The organism is Stenotrophomonas acidaminiphila (assembly GCA_002951995.1).
In the GTDB taxonomy this organism is placed as follows: Bacteria; Pseudomonadota; Gammaproteobacteria; order Xanthomonadales; family Xanthomonadaceae; genus Stenotrophomonas; species Stenotrophomonas acidaminiphila_A.
The window spans coordinates 1,969,040-1,991,142 of the sequence record CP019797.1; the positions used below are offsets into that span (position 1 = coordinate 1,969,040).

At 70.6% G+C, this 22,103-nt stretch carries 22 protein-coding genes and 1 pseudogene; 12 read left to right on the forward strand and 11 right to left on the reverse strand.

The window, feature by feature from the left end:
- Positions 1-49: 49 nt before the first annotated feature.
- The 5 genes and pseudogenes from B1L07_08835 to B1L07_08855 all read right to left on the reverse strand — a co-directional run bounded on the left by B1L07_08835 (position 50) and on the right by B1L07_08855 (position 4,669).
- Positions 50-1,177, reverse strand: a complete 1,128-nt coding sequence (locus tag B1L07_08835; protein AUZ55171.1) for a carbamoyl-phosphate synthase small subunit — start codon at positions 1,175-1,177, stop codon at positions 50-52.
- 207 nt (positions 1,178-1,384) lie between these two features.
- Positions 1,385-2,112 (reverse strand): annotated as a pseudogene (locus B1L07_08840) (4-hydroxy-tetrahydrodipicolinate reductase).
- A 198-nt stretch (positions 2,113-2,310) separates the two neighbouring features.
- Entirely contained in the window at positions 2,311-2,565 is a 255-nt protein-coding gene (locus B1L07_08845; protein ID AUZ55172.1) for a hypothetical protein, read from the reverse strand.
- Positions 2,565-4,427, reverse strand: a complete 1,863-nt coding sequence (locus tag B1L07_08850) for a ferrous iron transporter B (protein AUZ55173.1) — start codon at positions 4,425-4,427, stop codon at positions 2,565-2,567. Before B1L07_08850 ends, B1L07_08845 begins: the two co-directional genes overlap by 1 nt.
- A complete protein-coding gene (locus B1L07_08855; GenBank protein ID AUZ55174.1) occupies positions 4,424-4,669 on the reverse strand; it encodes a ferrous iron transport protein A in 246 nt (81 codons plus the stop codon). The genes B1L07_08850 and B1L07_08855 overlap by 4 nt, the downstream gene beginning before the upstream one ends.
- A 120-nt stretch (positions 4,670-4,789) precedes the next feature.
- Between B1L07_08855 and B1L07_08860 the strand changes: the two genes are divergently transcribed.
- The 5 genes from B1L07_08860 to B1L07_08880 all read left to right on the forward strand — a co-directional run bounded on the left by B1L07_08860 (position 4,790) and on the right by B1L07_08880 (position 8,397).
- On the forward strand, positions 4,790-5,587 hold the full coding sequence (locus tag B1L07_08860) for an enoyl-CoA hydratase (GenBank protein AUZ55175.1): 798 nt from the start codon (positions 4,790-4,792) through the stop codon (positions 5,585-5,587).
- The gene (locus B1L07_08865) at positions 5,584-6,477 is read left to right on the forward strand and encodes a hydroxymethylglutaryl-CoA lyase (GenBank protein AUZ55176.1); all 894 of its coding nucleotides are present in this window, start codon (positions 5,584-5,586) and stop codon (positions 6,475-6,477) included. Before B1L07_08860 ends, B1L07_08865 begins: the two co-directional genes overlap by 4 nt.
- Positions 6,478-6,503: 26 nt before the next feature.
- Positions 6,504-6,920: a hypothetical protein gene (locus B1L07_08870; protein AUZ55177.1), complete on the forward strand. Its 417-nt coding sequence runs from the start codon at positions 6,504-6,506 to the stop codon at positions 6,918-6,920.
- Positions 6,921-6,993: 73 nt separating this feature from the next.
- Positions 6,994-7,764, forward strand: coding sequence for a 3-hydroxyacyl-CoA dehydrogenase (locus tag B1L07_08875; GenBank protein AUZ55178.1), 771 nt, complete (start codon positions 6,994-6,996; stop codon positions 7,762-7,764).
- 66 nt (positions 7,765-7,830) lie between these two features.
- A complete protein-coding gene (locus B1L07_08880) occupies positions 7,831-8,397 on the forward strand; it encodes an elongation factor P-like protein YeiP (GenBank protein ID AUZ55179.1) in 567 nt (188 codons plus the stop codon).
- Between the two features lie 155 nt (positions 8,398-8,552).
- Here the strand turns inward: B1L07_08880 and B1L07_08885 are convergent, their stop codons facing one another.
- The 4 genes from B1L07_08885 to B1L07_08900 all read right to left on the reverse strand — a co-directional run bounded on the left by B1L07_08885 (position 8,553) and on the right by B1L07_08900 (position 12,388).
- Positions 8,553-8,819 (reverse strand): hypothetical protein, encoded by a 267-nt coding sequence (locus B1L07_08885; GenBank protein ID AUZ55180.1) that lies wholly within the window; start codon positions 8,817-8,819, stop codon positions 8,553-8,555.
- Positions 8,820-8,912: 93 nt separating this feature from the next.
- The gene (locus tag B1L07_08890; protein ID AUZ55181.1) at positions 8,913-10,652 is read right to left on the reverse strand and encodes a hypothetical protein; all 1,740 of its coding nucleotides are present in this window, start codon (positions 10,650-10,652) and stop codon (positions 8,913-8,915) included.
- On the reverse strand, positions 10,652-10,951 hold the full coding sequence (locus B1L07_08895; GenBank protein AUZ55182.1) for a hypothetical protein: 300 nt from the start codon (positions 10,949-10,951) through the stop codon (positions 10,652-10,654). The genes B1L07_08890 and B1L07_08895 overlap by 1 nt, the downstream gene beginning before the upstream one ends.
- Before the next feature lie 48 nt (positions 10,952-10,999).
- Positions 11,000-12,388 carry an FAD-binding oxidoreductase gene (locus B1L07_08900; GenBank protein AUZ55183.1) on the reverse strand — a complete coding sequence of 463 codons (1,389 nt, stop codon included), beginning with the start codon at positions 12,386-12,388 and terminating at the stop codon, positions 11,000-11,002.
- 205 nt (positions 12,389-12,593) lie between these two features.
- Between B1L07_08900 and B1L07_08905 the strand changes: the two genes are divergently transcribed.
- Entirely contained in the window at positions 12,594-13,835 is a 1,242-nt protein-coding gene (locus tag B1L07_08905) for a D-3-phosphoglycerate dehydrogenase (GenBank protein AUZ55184.1), read from the forward strand.
- A 73-nt stretch (positions 13,836-13,908) separates the two neighbouring features.
- Here the strand turns inward: B1L07_08905 and B1L07_08910 are convergent, their stop codons facing one another.
- Positions 13,909-14,505 (reverse strand): NUDIX hydrolase, encoded by a 597-nt coding sequence (locus B1L07_08910; protein ID AUZ55185.1) that lies wholly within the window; start codon positions 14,503-14,505, stop codon positions 13,909-13,911.
- A 143-nt stretch (positions 14,506-14,648) separates the two neighbouring features.
- Between B1L07_08910 and B1L07_08915 the strand changes: the two genes are divergently transcribed.
- The 6 genes from B1L07_08915 (at position 14,649) to B1L07_08940 (ending at position 20,790) form a co-directional block, all read left to right on the forward strand.
- Positions 14,649-16,127 (forward strand): amino acid permease, encoded by a 1,479-nt coding sequence (locus B1L07_08915; GenBank protein AUZ55186.1) that lies wholly within the window; start codon positions 14,649-14,651, stop codon positions 16,125-16,127.
- A 64-nt stretch (positions 16,128-16,191) separates the two neighbouring features.
- The gene (locus tag B1L07_08920) at positions 16,192-17,625 is read left to right on the forward strand and encodes an amino acid permease (GenBank protein AUZ55187.1); all 1,434 of its coding nucleotides are present in this window, start codon (positions 16,192-16,194) and stop codon (positions 17,623-17,625) included.
- 187 nt (positions 17,626-17,812) lie between these two features.
- Entirely contained in the window at positions 17,813-18,460 is a 648-nt protein-coding gene (locus B1L07_08925) for a methylthioribulose-1-phosphate dehydratase (GenBank protein AUZ55188.1), read from the forward strand.
- Between the two features lie 84 nt (positions 18,461-18,544).
- Positions 18,545-19,099 (forward strand): acireductone dioxygenase, encoded by a 555-nt coding sequence (locus B1L07_08930; protein ID AUZ55189.1) that lies wholly within the window; start codon positions 18,545-18,547, stop codon positions 19,097-19,099.
- Between the two features lie 310 nt (positions 19,100-19,409).
- Complete coding sequence (locus B1L07_08935; GenBank protein ID AUZ55190.1) at positions 19,410-20,108, forward strand: acireductone synthase; 699 nt, start codon at positions 19,410-19,412, stop codon at positions 20,106-20,108.
- 190 nt (positions 20,109-20,298) lie between these two features.
- On the forward strand, positions 20,299-20,790 hold the full coding sequence (locus B1L07_08940) for a methyltransferase (GenBank protein AUZ55191.1): 492 nt from the start codon (positions 20,299-20,301) through the stop codon (positions 20,788-20,790).
- A gap of 14 nt (positions 20,791-20,804) precedes the next feature.
- Here B1L07_08940 and B1L07_08945 read toward each other — a convergent pair whose 3' ends face one another.
- Positions 20,805-21,971, reverse strand: coding sequence for a hypothetical protein (locus tag B1L07_08945; protein AUZ55192.1), 1,167 nt, complete (start codon positions 21,969-21,971; stop codon positions 20,805-20,807).
- Positions 21,972-22,103: the final 132 nt, after the last annotated feature.

A 22,103-nucleotide genomic window follows, 5' to 3' on the forward strand; every position in this document is an offset into this window, starting at 1 on the left:
CGCATCCGTCGCGGCCGTGCCGGAACGGGAGGCCGGTCCGGCGGCGGGATTACCTGGCCTGGGCCATCATCGCGATGAAACGGTCGAACAGCGGCGCCACGTCGTGCGGCCCGGGCGACGCTTCCGGATGGCCCTGGAAGGAGAACGCCGGCGCGTCGGTGCGCTCCACGCCCTGGATGGTCTGGTCGAACAGCGAGCGCTGGGTAACCCGCAGGTTCGCCGGCAGCGTGCTTTCATCGATGGCGAAGCCATGGTTCTGCGAGGTGATCATGACCCGGCCGCTGTCCAGGTCCTGCACCGGGTGGTTGGCGCCGTGGTGGCCGTGGCCCATCTTCATGGTGTTCGCGCCCGAGGCCAGGCCGAGCAGCTGGTGGCCCAGGCAGATGCCGAAGGTCGGGATCCGGCGATCCACGAACTCCCTGATCGCGGCGATGGCGTAGTCGCACGGCTCCGGGTCGCCCGGGCCGTTGGACAGGAACACGCCGTCGGGATTCATCGCCAGCACCTCGGCGGCCGGGGTCTGCGCCGGCACCACGGTGAGGTCGCAGCCGCGCTCGGCGAGCATGCGCAGGATGTTGGCCTTGACCCCGAAATCGTAGGCCACGACCTTGAACTTCGGCTCGGCCTGGACGAACCGGCCCTGGTCCAGGTCCAGCTGGCCTTCGCGCCAGGCATAGGGCTTGTCGGTGCTGACCACCTTGGCCAGGTCCATGCCCTTCAGGCCGGGGAACTTGCGCGCCGCTTCCAGCGCCTTGTCCACGTCGATGTCCGGGCCGGCCATCAGCGCGCCGTTCTGGGCACCGCGCTCGCGCAGGATGCGGGTCAGCTTGCGGGTATCGATGCCGGCGATGGCGACCACGCCGCGCTGCTGCAGCCAGTCCGGCAGCGAGCGCTGGTTGCGCCAGCTGCTCGGGCGGCGCGGCACGTCGCGCACGATCAGGCCCGCGGCCCAGACCTGCGACGCCTCGTTGTCCTGCTCGGTGGTGCCGGTGTTGCCGATGTGCGGATACGTCAGGGTGATCATCTGCCTGGCGTAGGACGGATCGGTCAGCATTTCCTGGTAACCGGTCATCGCGGTGTTGAACACCACCTCACCCACGGACAGGCCGGGCGCGCCTACGGATTCGCCCTCGAATACGGTGCCGTCTTCGAGCACGAGGATTGCGGCTTGGGTCACGGGAATCTCACTTTGGCTACCGAGGGGGCTCCGAAGCCACGCCTGCGCTCACGGCAAAAACCGGTTGCAAAAAAGCGCGGACGGCGGTGTTAAACCGGTCCGGCTGACGTGATTCGGCGAGCGGGAATTGTAAAGGCATGGGCGCCATCGGCGCCAGCGCCGCGTGCGTGCGCCGCCGGCCCGCCGGCTGCCGTGCCCGGCGCCTGTTCAGCTGCTGGCGGGCGCCACCAGCTCGCGCACCGAATAGCGCCCGGGCGCCCGCCCGTGCAGCTGCCGTGCCACATGCAGGGCACCCCGGGCGAAAATGTCGCGGTTGGTGGCGCGGTGCACCAGTTCCAGCCGTTCGCCCATCCCGGTGAACTGGACCAGGTGCTCGCCGATGATGTCGCCGGCGCGCAGGCTGGCGTAACGCGGCTCGGCGCCCCGTGCCGGGCCGACTCCCCGAGCGTGAGCGCGGTACCGGACGGGGCATCCTTCTTGTGCACGTGGTGCGATTCGACGATGTCGCAGTCCCAGCCCGGCAGGCTCGCCGCCGCCCGCTCCACCAGCTCGGCCAGCACCGCCACGCCCAGGCTGAAATTGGTCGCCCAGGTCAGCGGGATCCGCTGCGCGGCGGCCGCCAGCGCCGCCTGCTGCGACGCATCGATGCCGGTGGTGCCGGAAACGAACGCCACGCCGCGCGCCACGCACAGTGCCAGCACCGGGTCGAAGCCACCCGGCAGGCTGAAATCGATGGCCACGTCGAACTCGGGCGCACCCGGCATTTCACTGGCGGCGAAGTGCGGCACGCCATCGATCACGCGCTGTGCCGGCGCCTTGCGCAGCACCGCGGCGACCACCTGCAGCGCGGGATCGTCCGCCGCCAGCCGCAGCAGGGCCTGGCCCATGCGCCCGGAAGCACCGTGAATGAGCAATCGCAGGGGAGTCTGGTTCATGCCCGCAGGCTAGCGGCAGCATGCCCGCCCGGGCAAGCGCCGGCGCCGCCACGCTGAACGCTCCTTCATGCACGGGATAACCATCGCCCGATGCGTGGCGGCGCGCCGGAACCACCCGAGGTCAGCGCCGACCCGGCGTCTGGCGGCCCGCGCCGCCGCTGTCGTGGCCGGCCGGGCCCACCGCCACCGGCGCGCGTTTCAGTGCTGCCGCGGTGGATTCGGCCCGCAGCCGCCACAGCCACCACAACCGTCATCGCCGCCAGCCGCCGGCGGCGCCAGCCGACGCCCCAGCGCCTGCAGCCGCGCCGGGCGCTGGGGCTTCAGCAGCCACAGCACCAGCGCCCCGCGCAGCCGGCGCACGGTACCGGGGAACTGCTTCTTCAGCACCACCCACGCGCTGGCCACCACGGCCAGGGCGATGATCGCGTACTGCAGCAGCAGGCCCCGGTCCATCAGCCCGCCCCCAGCGCCACGGCGACCTGGTAGGTGACCAGCGAAGCCAGCCACGCCGCGGCGAACAGGTAGCCAGCGGCGAACGCCATCTGCTTCCACGAGTTGGTCTCGCGCTTGATCGTGGCCAGCGTGGAGATGCACATCGGCGCGTAGATGTACCAGACCAGCAGCGACAGCGCGGTGGCCAGCGACCAGCCATCGCTGATCAGCGGGGTCAGCGCCTGCGCCGCGGCATCGTCGTCGGCCGCCGACAGCGCGTACACCGTGGCCAGCGAGGCCACCGCCACCTCGCGCGCGGCCAGCCCCGGGATCAGCGCGATGCAGATCTGCCAGTTGAAGCCCAGCGGCGCGAAGAACACCGCCATCGCGTGGCCGATGCGGCCGGCGAAGCTGTAATCGATGGCCGGCAGGGTGGCGTCGGCCGGTGCCGCCGGGAACGACAGCAGGAACCACAGCAGGATGGTCAGCGCCAGGATGATGCCGCCCACGCGCTTGAGGAAGATCATGCCGCGCTCGTACAGCCCGACCGCCAGGTCGCGCAGGTGCGGCAGGCGGTAGGACGGCAGCTCCAGCAGCAGCGGGTGCTCGGCCTTGTCGCGGCGGAACTTCTTCATCGTCCAGGACATCGCCAGCGCGCTGAGGATGCCGGCCACGTACAGGCCGAACAGCACCAGCCCCTGCTGGTTGAACACGCCCCACACGGTCTTCTGCGGGATGAACGCGCCGATCAGCAGCGCGTACACCGGCAACCGCGCCGAGCAGGTCATCAGCGGCGCGACCAGGATCGTCGCCAGCCGGTCGCGCGGGTCCTGGATGCTGCGCGTGGACATGATGCCCGGCACCGCGCAGGCGAAGCTGGACAGCAGCGGGATGAACGAGCGTCCGGACAGGCCGGCCGCGGCCATCATCCGGTCCAGCAGGAACGCCGCGCGCGGCAGGTAACCGGATTCCTCCAGCGCGAGGATGAAGAAGAACAGGATCAGGATCTGCGGCAGGAATACCAGCACGCCGCCGACACCGGCGATGATGCCGTCCACCAGCAGGCTGCTCAGCGGCCCCTCGGGCAGGGTCGAGCCGACCAGGGCGCCGAGCCAGGCGAAACCGGCCTCGATGCCGTCCATCAGCGGCGTGGCCCAGGCATAGACCGCCTGGAAGATCAGGAACATCACCGCCGCCAGGGTCAGCAGCCCGAACACCGGGTGCAGCAGCCAGCGGTCCAGCGCATCGTCGATCTTCGCGGTGCGCGTGGGCATGCGCACCGCGGCGGCGAGGATGTCGCGCACCTGGGCATGGTGGTCGGCGGCGGCCACCACCGGCGGCGGCGCCATCGACGCCACCTGCGGCATCATCGCGTCGATCCGCGCGACCAGTTCGCTGGCGCCGTTGCGGCGCACCGCGACGGTCTCCACCACCGGCACGCCCAGCGCCCGTTCCAGCGCCGCCACGTCGATGGCGATGCCGCGCCGGCGCGCGGCGTCCACCATGTTCAGCGCCACGATCATCGGCTTGCCCAGCTCGCGCACTTCCAGCGCGAAGCGCAGGTGCAGGCGCAGGTTGGTGGCGTCGACCACGCACACCAGCGCATCGGGCGCGGGCTCGCCGGGGTAGAAACCGCGGCACAGGTCGCGGGTGATGGCCTCGTCCAGGCTCGCCGGCTGCAGGCTGTAGGCGCCAGGCAGGTCCAGCACCGCGTATTCGCGCCCGGACGGCGCGCGCATGCGCCCTTCCTTGCGCTCGACGGTGACGCCGGCGTAGTTGGCAACCTTCTGGCGGCTGCCGGTGAGCTGGTTGAACAACGCGGTCTTGCCACTGTTCGGATTGCCCACTAGGGCCAGCCGCGACACGCTTGCCGCTGCGTTCATGCCGCGTCCTCCTGCCTGATCCGGATGCGGGCGGCCTCGCTGCGCCGCAGCGCGAAGCGGGTGAAGCCGACCTGCACCAGCAGCGGCTCGCCGCCCACCGGCCCGCGCGCGACCACGCGCACGTCTTCGCCGTCGACGAACCCCAGCTCCCTCAACCGCCGCGCAATCGCATCATTGGGATGCAGGTCCCGCACCGCCTCCACCTGCGCGGGTGCATGCAGCGGCAAATCTGACAACGTCACTGAATGGCGCCTTTGAATAGGTTGATAAGAATGGTTATCAATTGTAGCACCGTCGCGCGGGGTCTTGCTGCCCCGGGCGCTCCGCTATGATCCGTGCACCAAACGCACGCATGGACCCCAATGAGCGAGGCACTGCTCGTCAGCCGCGACAACGCCGTGGCGACGCTCCACCTGAACCGCCCCGAGCTGCACAACGCGTTCGACGCCGGGCTGATCGCCAGCCTCACCGCCGCGCTGGAAGCGGCCGCCGCCGATCCGGCGGTGCGCGCCGTGGTCCTGGCCGGGCATGGCCCCTCGTTCTCGGCCGGCGCCGACCTGCAGTGGATGCGCGCCATGGCCGGCGCCTCGCAGGAAGAGAACCGCCAGGACGCGCTGGCGCTGGCGCGGCTGATGCGCACCCTGGACGAGCTGCCCAAGCCGACCATCGCCCGCGTGCATGGCGCCAGCTTCGGCGGCGGCGTCGGCCTGGTGGCCTGCTGCGACATCGCCATCGCCGCCGAAGGCGCCCGTTTCGGTCTGACCGAGAGCCGCCTGGGCCTGCTGCCGGCGGTGATCTCACCGTATGTCATCGCTGCCATCGGCCCGCGCCAGGCGCGGCGCTGGTTCGCCACGGGCGAGCACTTCGACGCCGCCGACGCATTGCGCATGGGGCTGGTGCACCAGGTGGTCGCCGCCGACGCGCTCGACGCCGCGGTGCAGCGGCAACTGCAGCTGATCGGCAAGGCCGGCCCGGTCGCCGCGGCCGCGGCCAAGGTGCTGGTGCGCGAGGTGCACGCCGCCACGGCCGACCGCGATGCGCTCGACCGCGCCAACGCCGGGCTGATCGCCGCGCTGCGCGCCTCCGACGAAGGCCGCGAGGGCCTGACCGCGTTCCTCGAAAAGCGCCCGCCGCGCTGGGCCGCGCAGGAGCCGCGATGAGCGATTTCGTCCGCATCGTCGAGGTCGGCCCGCGCGACGGCCTGCAGAACGAGAAGCAGCAGATCGCCACCGCCGACAAGATCGCGCTGATCGACCGGCTGTCGGCCACCGGCCTGCGCAGCATCGAGGCCACCAGCTTCGTCAGCCCGAAATGGGTACCGCAGCTGGCCGACGCCGCCGAGGTGATGGCCGGCATCGCCCGCCGCCCCGGCGTCGCCTACCCGGTGCTGGTGCCGAACGAACAGGGCTATGACCGCGCCCGCGCGGCCGGGGCGCGGGAAGTGGCGGTGTTCACCGCTGCCTCCGAGCAGTTCAACCGCACCAACACCAATGCCGGCATCGACGAATCGCTGCAGCGCTTCGCGCCGGTGCTGGAACGGGCCAGGGCCGACGGCATCCCGGTGCGCGGCTACGTGTCCACCGTGCTCGGCTGCCCTTACCAGGGCGAGGTGCCGCTGGCCGACGTGGTGCGGGTGGCGCGCGCGCTGTACGCCATGGGCTGCCACGAGATCTCGCTGGGCGACACCATCGGCGTCGGCACCCCGCGCAAGGCGCGCGCGATGCTGCGCGCGGTCGCCGCGGAGGTGCCGATGGCCGCGCTGGCGGTGCACTTCCACGACACCTACGGCCAGGCGCTGGCCAACATCGCCGCGTGCCTGGAGGACGGGGTGCGCGTGGTCGATTCGGCGGTGGCCGGCACCGGCGGCTGCCCCTACGCGCGCGGCGCCAGCGGCAATGTCGCCAGCGAGGACGTGGTCTACATGCTGCACGGCATGGGCATGGACACCGGCATCGACCTGCCGGCCCTGGCCGACACCGGGCGCTGGCTGGCCGGCGTGCTCGGCCGCGGCAACGGCAGCAAGGCCGGCCAGGCCATGTCGCCCCCCTGATGAACGCAACGAAAGGACGCTCGCGCATGCTCCGCACCACCCTGCTCATCGCCGCCCTGCTGCCCGCAGGCAGCGTCATGGCCGCCTCGGCCGTGGTCTTCTCCGATTCCGGCGCCTACGGTTTCGCCTACAACCAGCCCTCGGCAAGCCTCGCCCTGCAGACCGCCATCGGCCACTGCGCGCGGCGCTCGGGCAATTGCACCGAAGTGGTCAGCACGTCGGCCGACAGCGGATACTCGGCCATCGCCAGTGGCAGCGCCGCGTTCGGCCATGCGCTGGGCGAACGCGATGAGCGCGCCGCGATCGACAAGGCCCTGGCCATGTGCCGGCGCGCGGCGGACGACTGCCAGCTTGAGTTCCTGTGGCGGGAACGGCCGGTACCCGCGCCCCTGCGCCTGCCTGCGCACCCGCCGATGCCCGTCCCCGCCCCCCGTCAATACTGATCCGGTCGCCGTCCTGCTGTAGGGAAGGCGGCATCGGCTAGAATCGGCGACTCTTCACCGCAGGATCGTCCCGATGCAGCTGTCCTCCGTCCGCGCCGTCGTCACCGGCGGCGTCTCCGGCCTCGGCCTGGCCGTGGCCCGGCACCTGGTCGCCAACGGCGGCAAGGTCGCCCTGTTCGACCTCAACGAGGAAAAAGGCACCGCCGCGGTCGCCGAACTGGGCACGGACAATGCCCGCTACTTCACCACCAACGTCACCGACGAAGCCGGCGTGGCCGCCAATCTGGCCGCCGCGCGCGAATTCCTGGGCGGGCTGAACGTGGTGATAAACTGCGCCGGCATCCTCGGCGCCGGCCGCGTGCTCGGCCGCGAGGCGCCGATGCCGCTGTCCAACTTCCAGGCCACGGTGATGGTCAACCTGGTCGGCAGCTTCAACGTGGCCAAGGCCGCCGCCGACCTGATGCAGCACAACGAAGCCGGCGTCGACGGCGAGCGCGGCGTGATCATCAACACCGCCTCGGTCGCCGCCTACGAAGGCCAGATCGGCCAGGCCGCCTACTCCGCCTCCAAGGGTGGCGTGGTCGGCATGACCCTGCCGATGGCGCGCGAGCTGTCGCGCTTCGGCATCCGCGTGATGACCATCGCGCCGGGCGTGTTCTGGACGCCGATGGTGGACGGCATGCCGGCCAACGTGCAGGAGTCGCTCGCCGCGTCGATCCCGTTCCCCTCGCGCCTGGGCCAGCCGGACGATTTCGCCGCCCTGGTCGGCCACATCATCGGCAACACCTACCTCAATGGCGAGACCATCCGCCTGGATGGCGCCGTGCGCCTGGCACCCAAGTGATCCACCCCGCGGGCGCCCACAAGGCGCCCGCTTCGATTTCCCCTTACCCCAACCGACTTTCCAAGCATGAAAGCCAGCGATATCAAGAAAGGCAACGTCGTCGAATACAACAACGGCGTCTACCAGATCCGCGACATCGAGCGCAGCTCGCCGCAGGGCCGCGGCGGCAATGTCCGCTTCCGTTTCATCATGTACAGCGTGCCGGGCGGCAACAAGCTCGACGCCAGCTTCGACGCCGACGACAACCTGCCGGAAGTCGAACTGCTGCGCCGCCAGTCGACCTTCTCCTACATGGACGGCGACGCCTTCGTGTTCCTCGACGACGAGGACTACACCCCGTACACGCTGGACGCGGACGTGATCGGCGACGACGCCGGCTACATCACCGAGGGCCTGGCCGGCATCTACGTGCAGGTGATCGACGAGCAGCCGGTGGCGATCCAGCTGCCGCAGCACGTGACCCTGGAAGTGGTCGAGACCCCGCCGGAACTCAAGGGCGGCACCGCCACCAAGCGCCCGAAGCCGGCCAAGCTCAACACCGGCATCGAGATCATGGTCCCGGAGTACATCGCCAACGGCGAGCGCATCCTGGTCAACACCAGCACCGGCGAGTTCGGCGGCCGCGCCGACTGATCCACCGCTGGCTACCCCATGCGACGGCGCCCACGGGCGCCGTCGTCATTCATGGTCATCGGCGGCGGTACGTGGCCCGGCGCTGTCAGCGGGCGCGACCGATGCCGGTGCCGGAAGCCGCGGCACGCCGGTGGCGGCCGCGCCCCCGCTGCAGATCACCCTTCGGGCAGGCCGTGGACGCCGAAATCGATCACCACCGCATCCGGTCCGCGCTGCAGGTAGCTGATCGACAGGTGCGCGCCGAAGCGCTGGCCGAGCTGGTCCAGCAGCGGGATCGGGTCGTGGTCGTTGACGAAACGCATGGTCTCGCCGTTGCGCAACGCGCCCAGCGCGCCGAAGATCGCCGCGTGGCGGAACCGCCGCGCCACGCCGCGCGCGTCGAAGACGTGCACGTGCGGTGCCGGATCGAGGGAAACAGGCATTGCGGGAACTCCATCGTGGGAAACCCGGCCCATGCCAGGCCGCGCCACCGGCACCGCCCTGACCGGGGTCAAGACCCGCGCCGATGCCCCGCTTCAGTCCGGCACGGCGGCCAACGCGCGCATGCGTTCGGCCAGCCAGCGCACCCGCTCCCTGCTGCGCTCGAGTTCCTCGCGCTGCGCCGGCGGCAGCACCTGCTCGGCGCTTTCGTGCAGCGCCTGCCAGCGTGCCTGCCCGTCCTCGCCGAGCCGTGCCAGTGCCTGCGCCAGCGCGTCCAGTTCATCGGGCTGGGCGATGCCGTAGCCAGCGGCTGGCAGCAGTGATGCCGGCGCATCCAGCAGGCTGCTGAACCGCTGCCAGTCGGCCACCCGCGCCTGCAGTTGCGGCGTGGTGCCCTCCAGGTGCCGCTTGAGCTGGGCGAGCGCGCGCAGTTCGGCGCGGCGCAGCGCCGCCGTTTCTAGCACCCACCACGCCGCGGTGGCCTGCAGTGGCAGATCCGCGGTGGGCTCGCCGCGCTGCCGTGCCGGGCTGTCCAGCCAGCGTTCGAGCGGCAGCGGCGGCACCCGGCCCGCCTGCTGCAGGCCATGCAGCAAGTGCGCGTAATCGGCGCGGGCCGAGGCGAAGTACAGGCCCTCGTCCGCGCCTGGCGGCGGCGCCTGCCGCGCGGCCAGGCCGGCATCCTGCAGCCGCCGCAGCACGCCGCGCGGCGTGGTGGCCTGCAGCCGCCGGCGCGGCGGGGTCAACGCCAGGTCGAGCAGGCGCCCGCTCTCCACCGCGCAGTTGTTGCCGATGAAGCGATAGCGCCCGTCGTAGCTCCAGTGCGCGCGGGCGGCCAGCTGCAGCAGCGCGTCGATCTGCGCCGGCGACAGCGCCAGCGGCCAGGCCTGCAGGTCGCGCAGCTCGATGCGGGTGTATTCGTCGATCACCTGGTCCAGCGGCAGCACGAACAGCCGTGCCGGGTAGGCGCCGGTCAGCCCGCGCCAGTTGGAGATCTGCACGTCGTTGACGAAGGCGCGGAAGGACAGCACCCGGTGGTAGGCCAGGTCCATCCGGCAGCGCGGGCCCGGTTCGCGGCCGGGCGCGCAGACCACCAGGCGCAGCATGGAATGGCCGAACCGGCTCATCGCCGCGTCGCCGGCGCCGGCCAGCAGGTAGTCCACCGCGTAGATCCGGGCCGGGTCCAGCGTTTCCAGCTCCAGCTGCGCCGGCGCGGCGCCGGCCACCAGCAGCGGCAGCGCGGCGGCGCAGGCCACCGGCGCAAGCGGCGCCGGCCCCAGCTGCTGCCGGAACCACGCCGCCAGCGCCGGCCGCCGGCACGGATACCGCGGGTCGAGCAGGTACCACTCCAGGTTGACCGCAAATGCCTCGGCCGGGCTGTGCCGCTCATAGCCGTCGGGGCTGCGCAGCGTGTACGGGTTGGCACCGCGCCGGTCCCATCCGGCGAGCCGACGGAACGCCGGTTGCCGCGACCAGCCGCCGCCTTCGCCCCGGTCGAAGGCGTGGGCGATCTCGTGCAACACGGTGGCCCGGGCCAGGTCGTGTGCGGTGGCGGTGGCCGTCGCCGCCTCCTCAAGCAGTTCCGGCGACAACCGCAGTTGGCCACGCCGGTGGCGGCCGGCAATGTCGGCCGGCAGGCCAGGATCGAAGCGCAGCGTCAGCCGCCGCGGGTCGGCCTGCCAGCGTCCGGGCAGGCGTTCGTGGGCACGGGCAAGCAGGTCGCGGGCGCGCTGCTGCGCCGGCGGGTCCAGCCCGGCCGGATCCAGCGCCAGTTCCAGCGCCGGGGCGCCGCCGCTGGCCAGCAGCAGCGCGGCGGCCAGCACAGCCGCCAGCCGCATCAGCGGGCGAGGATGGTCCGCGCCAGTTGCATGTCGCTGGCCTGGGCGGCGCCGGCGTCGTGCTGGCGCAGGTACAGCAGCGCGGCCTGCAGCCGCGCGCCGCGCAGGCGGCCGTCGCTGGCGACGAAGCCGGCGGCCTCCTCGCGCGCGGCCTGGATCACCTTGTCATCGCCCGACGAGCTGCTCGACCCCTTGGACGAGGCGCCGGCGGAAGTACCGGCGGTGCTGCCGGCAAAGCTGGAGGCCAGCAGCGGCGCGGAGGCGAGGAGCAGGACGCAGGTCAGGAACGGACGGATCATCGGCGGAGACAGTGCTGGGGACAGGCGTCGAGCGTAACCGGCCGCCGCCTACAGGTCGAACACCTTGCCCGGATTCATCAAACCCAATGGGTCGAATGCCTGCTTCACCCCGCGCATCAGCGCGATTTCCGCCGCATCGCGGGTGCTGGACAGGTAGGGCTTCTTGACCAGGCCGATGCCATGCTCGGCCGAGATGCTGCCGTGGAAACGGTGCAGCACCTGCGCCAGCAGCTTGGTCACGTGCTCGCACTGGCCCAGGAACTCGGCGTCGCTGGTGTCGTCGGGCTTGAGCACGTTGATGTGTAGGTTGCCGTCGCCGATATGGCCGAACCAGACCACGTCGAAATGCGGGTAGGCGCCGCCGATCAGCGACTGCGCCTCGGCCAGGAAGTTCGGCATCGCAGAGATCCGCACCGACACGTCGTTCTTGTACGGCCGGTAGCGCGCCAGCGCCTCGGTGATGCCCTCGCGCAGGCGCCACAGCTGCTGCGCCTGCGCCTCGCTGGCGCTGATCACCCCGTCCAGCACCCAGCCCTGCTCCATGCAGTGCTCGAACGCGGCCAGTGCCGCGGCCTCGCCCGCTTCGTCGGCCGCGGCGTACTCGGTGACCACGTAGTACGGGTAGGTTTCGGCGAACGGGTACGGCGCGCCATGCGCGGTGACGTGCTGCACCGCGCGGTCGGTGAAGAATTCGAACGCCTCCAGCTGCAGGCGTTCGCGGAATGCCGAGAACACCCGCATCAGCACCTCGAACGAGGGCAGCGCCAGCAGCATGACGTTGGTCGCCGGCGGCGGATCGACCAGCTTCAGCGTCGCCTCGACCACGATACCGAGGGTGCCCTCCGAGCCGATCATCAGCTGGCGGAAGTCGTAGCCGCTGGAGTTCTTGATCAGGCCCTTGTTGAATTCGAGCAGTTCGCCGTTGCCGGCCACCACCTTGAGGCCGGCCACCCACTCGCGGGTATTGCCATAGCGGATCACGCGGATGCCGCCGGCGTTGGTGGCGATGTTGCCGCCGATCGAGCAGGACCCGCGCGCGGCGAAGTCCACCGGGTACTGCAGGCCGTGCTCGCGGGCGGCGTTGTGCACGGCCTCCAGCGGCATGCCGGCCTGCACGGTGAGGGTGCGGTCCACCGCGTTGAAATCCAGCGCCTTGTTCAGCCGCTCCAGGCTAAGCACCAGCTCGCCGTTGGCCGCCACCGCACCGCCGGACAGGCCGGTCCTGCCGCCGGAGGGCACCACCGCCACGGTGTTCTGGTTGGCCCAGCGCACCACCGCCTGCACGTCCTCGACGCTGCCCGGCAGCGCGATGGCCAGCGGTGCCGGCGTCCAGCGCCGGGTCCAGTCGCGCCCGTAGTGCTCCAGGTCGGCCGGATCGGTCTTCAGGCGCAGCCCCGGGCAGGCAAGCAGCAGGGTGTCCAGGCGCGGGTCGGTCATGGCGTTGTTTCGAAGGCGTGAAAGCCGGCAAGCGTGCCAGCCCCGCCGCGGCGCGTCCAGTCACCCGCGCAGCGCCGAAGACGGCCGCGGTAAATTCAGATGAAACCTTTTGTGTTCAAGGTGTTGCCGCATGGCGCAGCGCACCAAAAGCCGGGCCGGTTCTGGCATAGTGAACGGCCCATCCCCTCCACCCGCCGTGGCCGCCATGTCGCCCAAGAAGACCTCGTTCCCGAAGCAGGACATCCGCGTTTTGTTGCTGGAGGGGGTCAGCCAGACCGCCGTGGATACCTTCAAGGCGGCCGGCTATTCGCAGATCGAGTACCACACCAAGTCGCTGCCCGACGACGAGCTGAAGGCGCGCATCGCCGAGGCCCACATCATCGGCATTCGCTCGCGCACGCAGCTGGACGCCGAGGTGCTGGCGCATGCCAAGCGCCTGATCGCGGTGGGCTGCTTCTGCATCGGCACCAACCAGGTGGACCTGGAGGCGGCCGAACTGGCCGGCATCCCGGTGTTCAACGCGCCCTACTCCAACACCCGCTCGGTGGCCGAGCTGGTAATCGCCGAGGCGATCATGCTGACCCGCGGGGTGCCGCAGAAGAACGCCGAGTGCCACCGCGGCGGCTGGTCCAAGTCGGCCGACGGCAGCCACGAGGTGCGCGGCAAGACCCTGGGCATCATCGGCTACGGCCACATCGGCACCCAGGTCGGGGTGCTGGCCGAAGCGCTGGGCATGCAGGTGATCTTCCACGACATCGAGACCAAGCTGTCGCTGGGCAACGCACAGCCGGCCGCCAGCCTGGACGACCTGCTCGCCCGCGCCGACGTCGTCACCCTGCACGTGCCGGAAACCGCGGCCACGCAGTGGATGATCGGCGCACCGCAGCTGGCGAAGATGAAGCGTGGTGCGCACCTGATCAACGCCGCGCGCGGCACCGTGGTGGTGATCGAGGCGCTCGACGCGGCGTTGCGCTCGGGGCACATCGGCGGCGCCGCGGTGGACGTGTTCCCGGTCGAGCCCAAGGGTAACGGCGACCGTTTCGAGTCGCCGCTGGCCGCGCACGACAACGTGATCCTGACCCCGCACGTGGGCGGCAGCACGCTGGAGGCGCAGGACAACATCGGCGTCGAGGTGGCGGCCAAGCTGGTGCGCTACAGCGACAACGGCAGCACCCTGTCGGCGGTCAACTTCCCCGAAGTGACCCTGCCCGAGCACGAACAGAGCCTGCGCCTGCTGCACATCCACCGCAACGTGCCCGGCGTGCTGTCGCGGCTCAACGAGGTGTTCTCGCGCCACAACCTCAACATCGACGGCCAGTTCCTGCGCACCAACCCGAAACTGGGCTACGTGGTGGTGGACATCAGCGCCACCGTGGAACAGGCCAACGCGATCCGCGACGAACTGGCCGCGATCGACGGCACGCTGCGTACCCGCATCCTGTACTGAGCGCGGCGCCGACCCGCGGGCGCGATCCCGCCGCGCGCCCCGGCAAGCACCGCCGGGACCGCGGCGCGCGGCCTCAGTGCGCGTGCGCCAGCCAGCGCAGCGCCATGCGCCGCAGCGAGGCGTCGGCCTGCGCATCGGCGGCGATGGCATCGATCGCGCGCCATGCCAGGTCCAGCGACTCCGCGCTGACCAGGAAGCGCTCGTCGGTGCCGGCGCGCACCACGTAGCGCACGTCGTAGTGCCAGTGGCCGGGCACGTCGCCGCGCCCGGGAATCCAGTGCCGGTCAAGATCGAACGGCACCAGCGCCTGCAGCGACAACCCGGGCAGGCCCGATTCCTCCTGCGCCTCGCGCAGCGCCACCGCGGCCAGGTCGCGGTCACCGTCGGCATGCCCGCCCAGCTGCAGCCAGCGCCCCAGCTTGCGGTGATGGGTCAGCAGCACCCGCTGGCCATCGGCGCTGACCAGCCAGGCGCTGCCGGTGAAGTGGCCGGCAAGGCGCGAGCGCTGGAACGGGTCGGCGCCCTGCGCGTCGAGCAGGTCCAGGAATTCCGCCGCCACCTGCGCATGCTCCGGCACCCGCCGCGCGTAGTCCTGCAACGTGTCGCGCAGGCGTCCCTCGTGTTCGTACATGACTGCAGGCACATCCCATCGATCCGACCAGGCGGCCATTATCACCGGCCATGCTGCACCTGCGCTTGTCGGTTTGGCCGGGCTTTGGCAAGGTAGGCCGTTGCCGGCGGTTCAGCTTGCCACACCCCATGCGCATTGCCGGTGGATGCGCGGAAACACCACCAGGTCTGGAAAAACAGCGAATGCTCAAAACACTGTTGAGGGTCAAACCGGTCGAGCCGGCCGCACACGTGGACGCCGGCGAACCGGTCGAAGGCAGCCTGCAGGGCGAAGCCACGCTCAAGCGCACCCTCACAGCCAGGCACCTGATCCTGTTGGGCATGGGCGCGGTGATCGGCGCCGGCATCTTCGTCATCACCGGCCAGGCCGCGGCCCACCACGCCGGCCCCGCGATCATGCTGTCGTTCGTGCTCGCCGGCCTGGCCTGCGCCTTCGCCGGCCTGTGCTACGCCGAGTTCGCGGCGATGATGCCGGTTTCCGGCAGCGCCTATTCGTATTCCTACGCCACCCTGGGCGAAGGCATGGCCTGGTTCATCGGCTGGTGCCTGGTACTGGAGTACCTGTTCGCCTCCTCCTCGGTGGCGGTGGGCTGGTCGGCCTACCTGCTCAGTTTCCTCACCAGCACCCTGCACCTGCCCTTCCCCGACGCGCTGACCGCCGCGCCGATCGCCTGGGAGAACGGCCAGTTCGTCGCTTCCGGCAAACTGCTCAACCTGCCGGCGGTGCTGATCATCGCGGTGATCTCCGGGCTGCTGTACGTCGGCGTCACCCAGTCCACCTTCGTCAACGCGGTGATCGTCGCGATCAAGGTCGCGGTGATCTGCCTGTTCGTCGGCTTCGGCGCGATGTACGTCAACCCGGAGAACTGGACGCCCTTCATCCCGGACAACACCACCGGCGTGTTCGGCCAGTTCGGCTGGAGCGGCGTGTTCCGCGCCGCGTCCATCGTGTTCTTCGCCTACATCGGTTTCGACGCGGTCTCCACCGCCGCCGGCGAAACCAAGGACCCGCAGCGGAACATGCCGATCGGCCTGCTCGGCTCGCTGGCCGTGTGCACCATCATCTACATCGTGGTCTGCGCGGTGATGACCGGCCTCATGCACTACACCCAGCTCGGCACCGACAAGCCGGTGGCCACCGCGCTGGAGGCCTATGCCAACCTGGCGTGGCTCAAGACCTGGGTGGAGATCGGCGCCATCGCCGGCCTGTCCTCGGTGGTGCTGGTGATGATGATGGGCCAGACCCGCATCGCCTACACCATTTCCCGCGACGGCCTGCTGCCGCAGGTGTTCGGCCGGGTGCACCCGAAGTTCCGCACGCCGCACCTGAGCACCGTGATCGTCGGCGCGCTGGCCGCCACCCTGGCCGGACTGGTGCCGCTCAACGTGCTGGGCGAACTGGTCGCCATGGGCACGCTGCTGGCATTCGCCACGGTCTGCATCGGCGTGCTGATCCTGCGCCGCACCCGCCCGGAGATGCCGCGCGCGTTCCGGGTGCCGGCGGTATGGCTGGTCGCGCCGCTGGGCGCGCTGATCTGCCTGGGCCTGTTCGCGATGGCCTTCGCCGCCCATTGGCTGGTGTTCGTGCTGTGGAACGTACTGGGCGTGGCCATCTACCTGGGCTACGGCATGCGCCACAGCAAACTGAACCGGAACGCCTGATTCCCTTCCTTCCGGCCGGCCACGCGCCGGCCGTTCCCGTACGCACGACGAGCGAACACGCACCATGTTCAAGCAACTGTGGGCCACCAAACATCCGCACGCCGCCCATGAAGAGGCCAACGGCCTGAGCCTGCGCCGCACCCTGGGCCCCTGGGGGCTGACCGCGCTGGGCATCGGCGCGGTCATCGGCGGCGGCATCTTCGTCATCACCGGCCAGGCCGCGGCCAACCACGCCGGCCCCGCGATCATGCTGTCGTTCGTGCTGGCGGCGGTGTGCTGCGCGTTCTGCGCGATGGCCTACGCCGAGTTCGCCTCGATGGTGCCGGTGTCCGGCAGCGCCTACACCTACACCTACGCCACCTTCGGCGAACTGTCGGCGTGGTTCATCGGCTGGATGCTGGTACTCGAGTACGGCGTCTCCGCCTCGGCGGTGGCGGTGAGCTGGACCGGTTACTTCCTCAGCCTGCTCAGCCATTTCGACATCTACCTGCCGGCGGCGCTGGTCAATGCGCCGCTGGACGCCCAGCTGCGCCCGACCGGGGCCATCGCCAACATTCCGGCCGCGGTGCTGGTGCTGCTGCTGACCTGGCTGTGCTACGTGGGCATCAGCAAGTCCTCGGCGATGAACATGGCCATGGTGATCCTCAAGACCGGCCTGATCCTGCTGGTCATCGTCGCCGGCTGGAAGTACGTGGACCCGGCCAACTGGACCCCGTTCATCCCCGCCAACGAAGGCCCGGGCAAGTACGGCTTCGACGGCGTGCTGCGCGGCGCGGCGATGGTGTTCTTCGCCTACATCGGCTTCGAGGCGGTCTCGGTGGCCGCGCAGGAATCGCACCGCCCGCAGCGCGACCTGCCGATCGGCATGCTGCTGTCGCTGGTGATCTGCACCGTGCTGTACATCGCCATGGCCGCGGTGATGACCGGGCTGGTCCCGTACAAGCTGCTCGGCACCGCCGAACCGGTGGTGACCGCGGTGGCCGCGCATCCGCAGCTGGACTGGCTGCGCATCATCGTCGAGGTCGGGGCCCTGATCGGCCTGTCCTCGGTGGTGCTGGTGATGGTGATCGGCCAGCCGCGCATCTTCATGATCATGGGCCGCGACGGCCTGCTGCCGCCGGTGTTCACCAAGATCCACCCCAAGTACCGCACTCCGCACATCAACACGGTGATCACCGGCATCGGCATCGCCCTGCTCGCCGCGCTGTTCCCGCTGGACATCCTCGGCGAACTGACCTCGATGGGCACCCTGATCGCCTTCGCCGCGGTCTGCGCCGGCGTGCTGGTCCTGCGCCGCACCCAGCCGGACCTGCCGCGCCCGTTCCGCATCCCGATGGCCTGGCTGATCTGCAGCGCCGGCGTGCTCAGCTGCATCGCCCTGCTGACCGCGATGACCCTGCACAACTGGATGCTGATGGGGCTGTGGACCGCCACCGGCTTCATCGTCTACTTCGCCTACGGCATGCGCCACAGCAAGCTGCGCGACCGCCGCGGCTGACCGCGCGGCCACGCGCCAGCCTTCCGGGCCCGGGTGGAAACACCCGGGCCTTTTTTCCGCCGCCCGGCACGCGCCGTGCGCAATGGCGCCCGCGATGCGGCCGATCCGGCACGGAGGACGCCGCCTGGCCACGGGCCCGGTGTCCGGCGGCCCCTACGCGTGCCGCCGGCTGAGTAGAATGCGGGCCATGAACGCCCCCACTGTCCCCTACGACGCCCAGCGGCTGAGCGAACTGGCGCAGCTGCTGATCGACAACATCCGCGAACTGGCCCGGGCCGGCTGGACACCCGCCACCAGCAGCAACTTCTCGCACCGGCTGGACGACCGCCATGCAGCCATCACCGTGTCCGGCAAGGACAAGGGACGGCTGGTCGAAGCCGACATCATGGTCGTGGACTTCGACGGCAAGGCCGTGGGCAGGCCGCTGCGCCCGTCGGCCGAAACCCTGCTGCATACCCAGCTCTACGCGCGCTTCCCGGAAGTGAACTGCGTGCTGCACACGCATTCGCCGGTGCAGACCATCGCCTCGCGCCTGTACGGCGGCGACGGCCACGTGCGCCTGGAAGGCTACGAGCTGCTCAAGGCGCTGCACGGCAATTCCACCCACGAGACCGCGGTGGACCTGAAGGTGTTCGCCAACACCCAGGACATGGACGTGCTCGCCGCGCAGGTGGAGGCCGAACTCGACAAGGGCCCGATGTGGGGCTACCTGATCGACGGCCACGGCCTGTATGCCTGGGGCCGCGACATGGCCGAAGCGCGCCGCCACCTGGAAGCGTTCGAGTTCCTGCTCCACTGCGAACTGGAACTGCGCCGGCTGCGCGCCGGCGGCTGAATCCACGCACCGCGGGCCACGCGGGCGCCGATGGCGCCGGGTGCCCTGCTACCCTTCCCGTCCCCCACGCCTCGAGCCGCCGCCATGAGCCGACTGCGCATCTTCAACGACACCGATCCCGCCACCGTGCTGCTGGACAGCCGCGACGGCGGGGTCATCCGCGCCGAACTGGAGAAGATCGGCGTCACCTTCGAGCGCTGGCAGGCGAAACACCCGGTCGCGCCGGGCGCCAGCCAGGAAGAAGTGTTCGCCGCCTACCGCGAGGACATCGACCGCCTGGTCGCCACCCACGGCTTCAAGAGCGTGGACGTGGCCTCGATCGCGCCGGACAACCCGGACCGCGAGCAGATCCGGCTCAAGTTCCTCGACGAGCACTACCACAAGGAGGACGAAGTGCGTTTCTTCGTCGCCGGCTCGGGCCTGTTCACCCTGCACGTGGGCGACAAGGTCTACGAAGTGGAATGCGTCAAGGACGACCTGATCTCGGTGCCCGACGGCACCACCCACTGGTTCGACATGGGGCCCGCGCCGAGCTTCGTCGCGATCCGCTTCTTCACCGCGCCCGATGGCTGGGTCGGCCACTTCACCGGCACCGACATCGCCCGGCAGTTCCCGCGCTACCAGCCCGACGCGGGGTGATGCTTCGAGCCCCGCTCCGTTCGGCGTGGCAGGGGCCGTTCGCGCCCCACCGCTGCGCTGGCCCGTCAATGCCCCTGCGCCAGCGCCGGGAGCGCGGCGCCACACCGGGCACGGGGCAAGGGCACATGCAGCAAACCCGTGCGCCGTTCCCGCTGCGCCCGCCTGCCAGCCGCACTGCGCCGTACCCCTCCCGCCCTTCGGGCACCTGCACCCGGCACCTCCCCGTGCCCCACCCACCCGGCGGCTTCAGCGTACAGCGTGGCGGCCCTGCCAAACTGTCGCCCGCAAGCAAAGGAACTGGACTCCCCGCATGACCACCCGCGCCATCCTCACCGACATCGAAGGCACCACCTCGAGCATCTCCTTCGTCAAGGACGTGCTGTTCCCCTATGCCCGTGCCGCCCTGCCCGGCTTCGTCAGCGCGCACGGGCAGCAACCCGAGGTTCGCCGCTGGCTCGACGCGGTCGCCACCGAGATCGCCGCCAGCGCCTGCCAGGACGAGGTCATCGTCGAGACCCTGCAGGGCTGGATCGACCAGGACCGCAAACACACCGCGCTCAAGGCGCTGCAGGGCATGATCTGGGAGGCCGGCTACCGCAACGGCGACTACACCGCGCACCTGTACCCGGAGGTGGCCGCGGTGCTGCGCGGCTGGCATGCCGCCGGCATCCCGCTGTACGTGTACTCCTCCGGTTCGGTGCCGGCGCAGAAGCTGTTCTTCGGTTACAGCGACGCCGGCGACCTCAGCGGCCTGTTCTCGGGCCACTTCGACACCCAGACCGGTGGCAAGCGCGAGGCCGGCAGCTATGCGCGCATCGCCGCGGCCATCGGCGTGGCGGCGCATGACATCTTGTTCCTGTCGGACATCGTCGAGGAACTGGACGCGGCACGCGAGGCCGGGCTGCGCACGGTGCTGCTGGACCGCCGCGACGACTACCCGATGCCACGCACCGGCGACGCCACGCACGGCCATGCCCGGGTGGAGACGTTCGAACAGATCGTGCCCTGAGCGCCCCGCGCATCCGGCATGCATGACCCCGGCGGCCCCCTGCGGGCCGTCTTCATTGGCGCGCCGCGGCGACCGGCTGGCCCGGCCCGCCCGCATCGACGCGGCCATCACCCCGGCTGCATTGGCGCGATGCTAGCGTGCGCCGGCATCGCGTGCATCGACACGCACCCCCCCGTGCCGGAACCCTACGATGAGCATCACCACACAGGTCGGCCAGGCGCTGGCCGCCGAATTCGCCATACCCGACGTCGCTACCCTGACCGTCGTCGCCACCCGCCTGCTCACCGCCATCGTGCTCGGCGGGGCGCTGGGACTGGAGCGCGAAAGCAAGGGCCGTGCGGCCGGGCTGAAGACCCACATCCTGGTGTCGGTGGGCTCGGCGCTGTTCGTGCTGGCGCCGCTGCAGATGGGCATCAGCGGCGCCGACGTCACCCGGGTCATGCAGGGCATCGTCTCGGGCATCGGCTTCCTGGGTGCCGGCGCCATCCTCAAGCAGGACCGCGAGGAACGGGTGCAGGGCCTGACCACCGCCGCTGGCATCTGGATGACGGCCGCGATCGGCATGGCCGCGGGCATGGGCATGCAGATGGTGGCGCTGGCCACCACCGTGGCCGCGCTGGCGGTGGTCAGCGCGCTGCCGCGGCTGATGCCCGAACGGCGGAGCATGGCCGCCGACGACTGAGCCTGCGGACGCCCTCAACGGGCGCGGGCGGGCGCGGCCTTCAGTACCAGCAGGTCGATGCTGGAGGGAACGCCCAGGCGCACGCCGAAGCCGTCCCATTGCCCGGCACCACTGCTGACGAACAGGGTCATCGGCCCGACCCGGTAGTCGCCGCGGACGAAGCCGTGGTTGGCCGGCGCCACCACCCAGCGGTCGAACCCCAGCATGTGGCCGCCGTGGGTATGGCCGGATACTTGCAGGTCGAACGCGCCGGTGGCCGCGGCCGCACGCGCCTGCTTCGGCTGGTGGGCGAGCAGGATGTGCGCGTCGGCCCCCTTGCCGGCGGCGATCACCGCCGGCAGGTCGGGCGCGAGCCCGCCACGCATGTAGGCACTGGGACGCAGCGCGGCCAGGTCGCCCACGCCGGACACCGCCAGCGTGCGGCCGTGGATGTAGAGCCGCGCGGTCTGGTTCTCCAGCACGCCCAGGCCCATGCCGCGGAAGTGCGCCATCCAGCGCCGGTAGCCGTGGTAGTACTCGTGGTTGCCCGGCGCCACCCATACGCCGTATGGCGCGGCCAGTCCGGCCAGCGGGGCGACGAACGCTGCCGTGTCCCCGACCTCGCCGTCGACCATGTCGCCGGGCAGCACGATCAGGTCGGGGCGCGCGGCCATTACCGCATCGACCACCTTCCGCGTGCGCCAGGCGCGCTTGACCGGGCTGGCGTGCAGGTCGGCGATCACCGCCATGCGCAGGCCGTCCAGTTCCTGTGGCAGGCCTGGCACTACCAGCGCACGCTCATGCACCGCTGGTGGCTTCAGGCCATTGACTATACCGAGCGTGGCCAGCAGCACGATCACCGCGGCGGCCAGCTGGTTACCACGCACGCCGTGCCATGCGGTGGCCAGCACCGAAGTGCGCGGCGCCCGTCGCGACAGCAGCCAGCCCAGCTCGCGCAACGGCAGGAACACCAGCAGCATCACGAACATCGCCAGCACCCAGCCGAACACCAGCTGGATCCAGGCTTCGGCCGCGTACGCCAGGACATCCATGCGCCACAGCGCGGCCAGGGCCACGCCCAGCAGGGCCAGCACCACGCTGGTGCCAAGGTGCCAGCGGCGCTGCCGCCGGTCCGGGAACGGCACGGGCCACCACAACCACAGGGCAAGCAGCGGCAGGAGCAACGATACGATCAGGGTCATCGACGGGGGAGCAGCCGGGCCGGCGCGGACGCGGCCGTCCGGCAGCCGGAAAGGCGTTCAAGGGAGGGGAGCAATGATGCGGCAGGCGCCCGCCGTGCGGCGAGTGCGCCGGTTGCACCAGTGCGTTCCCGC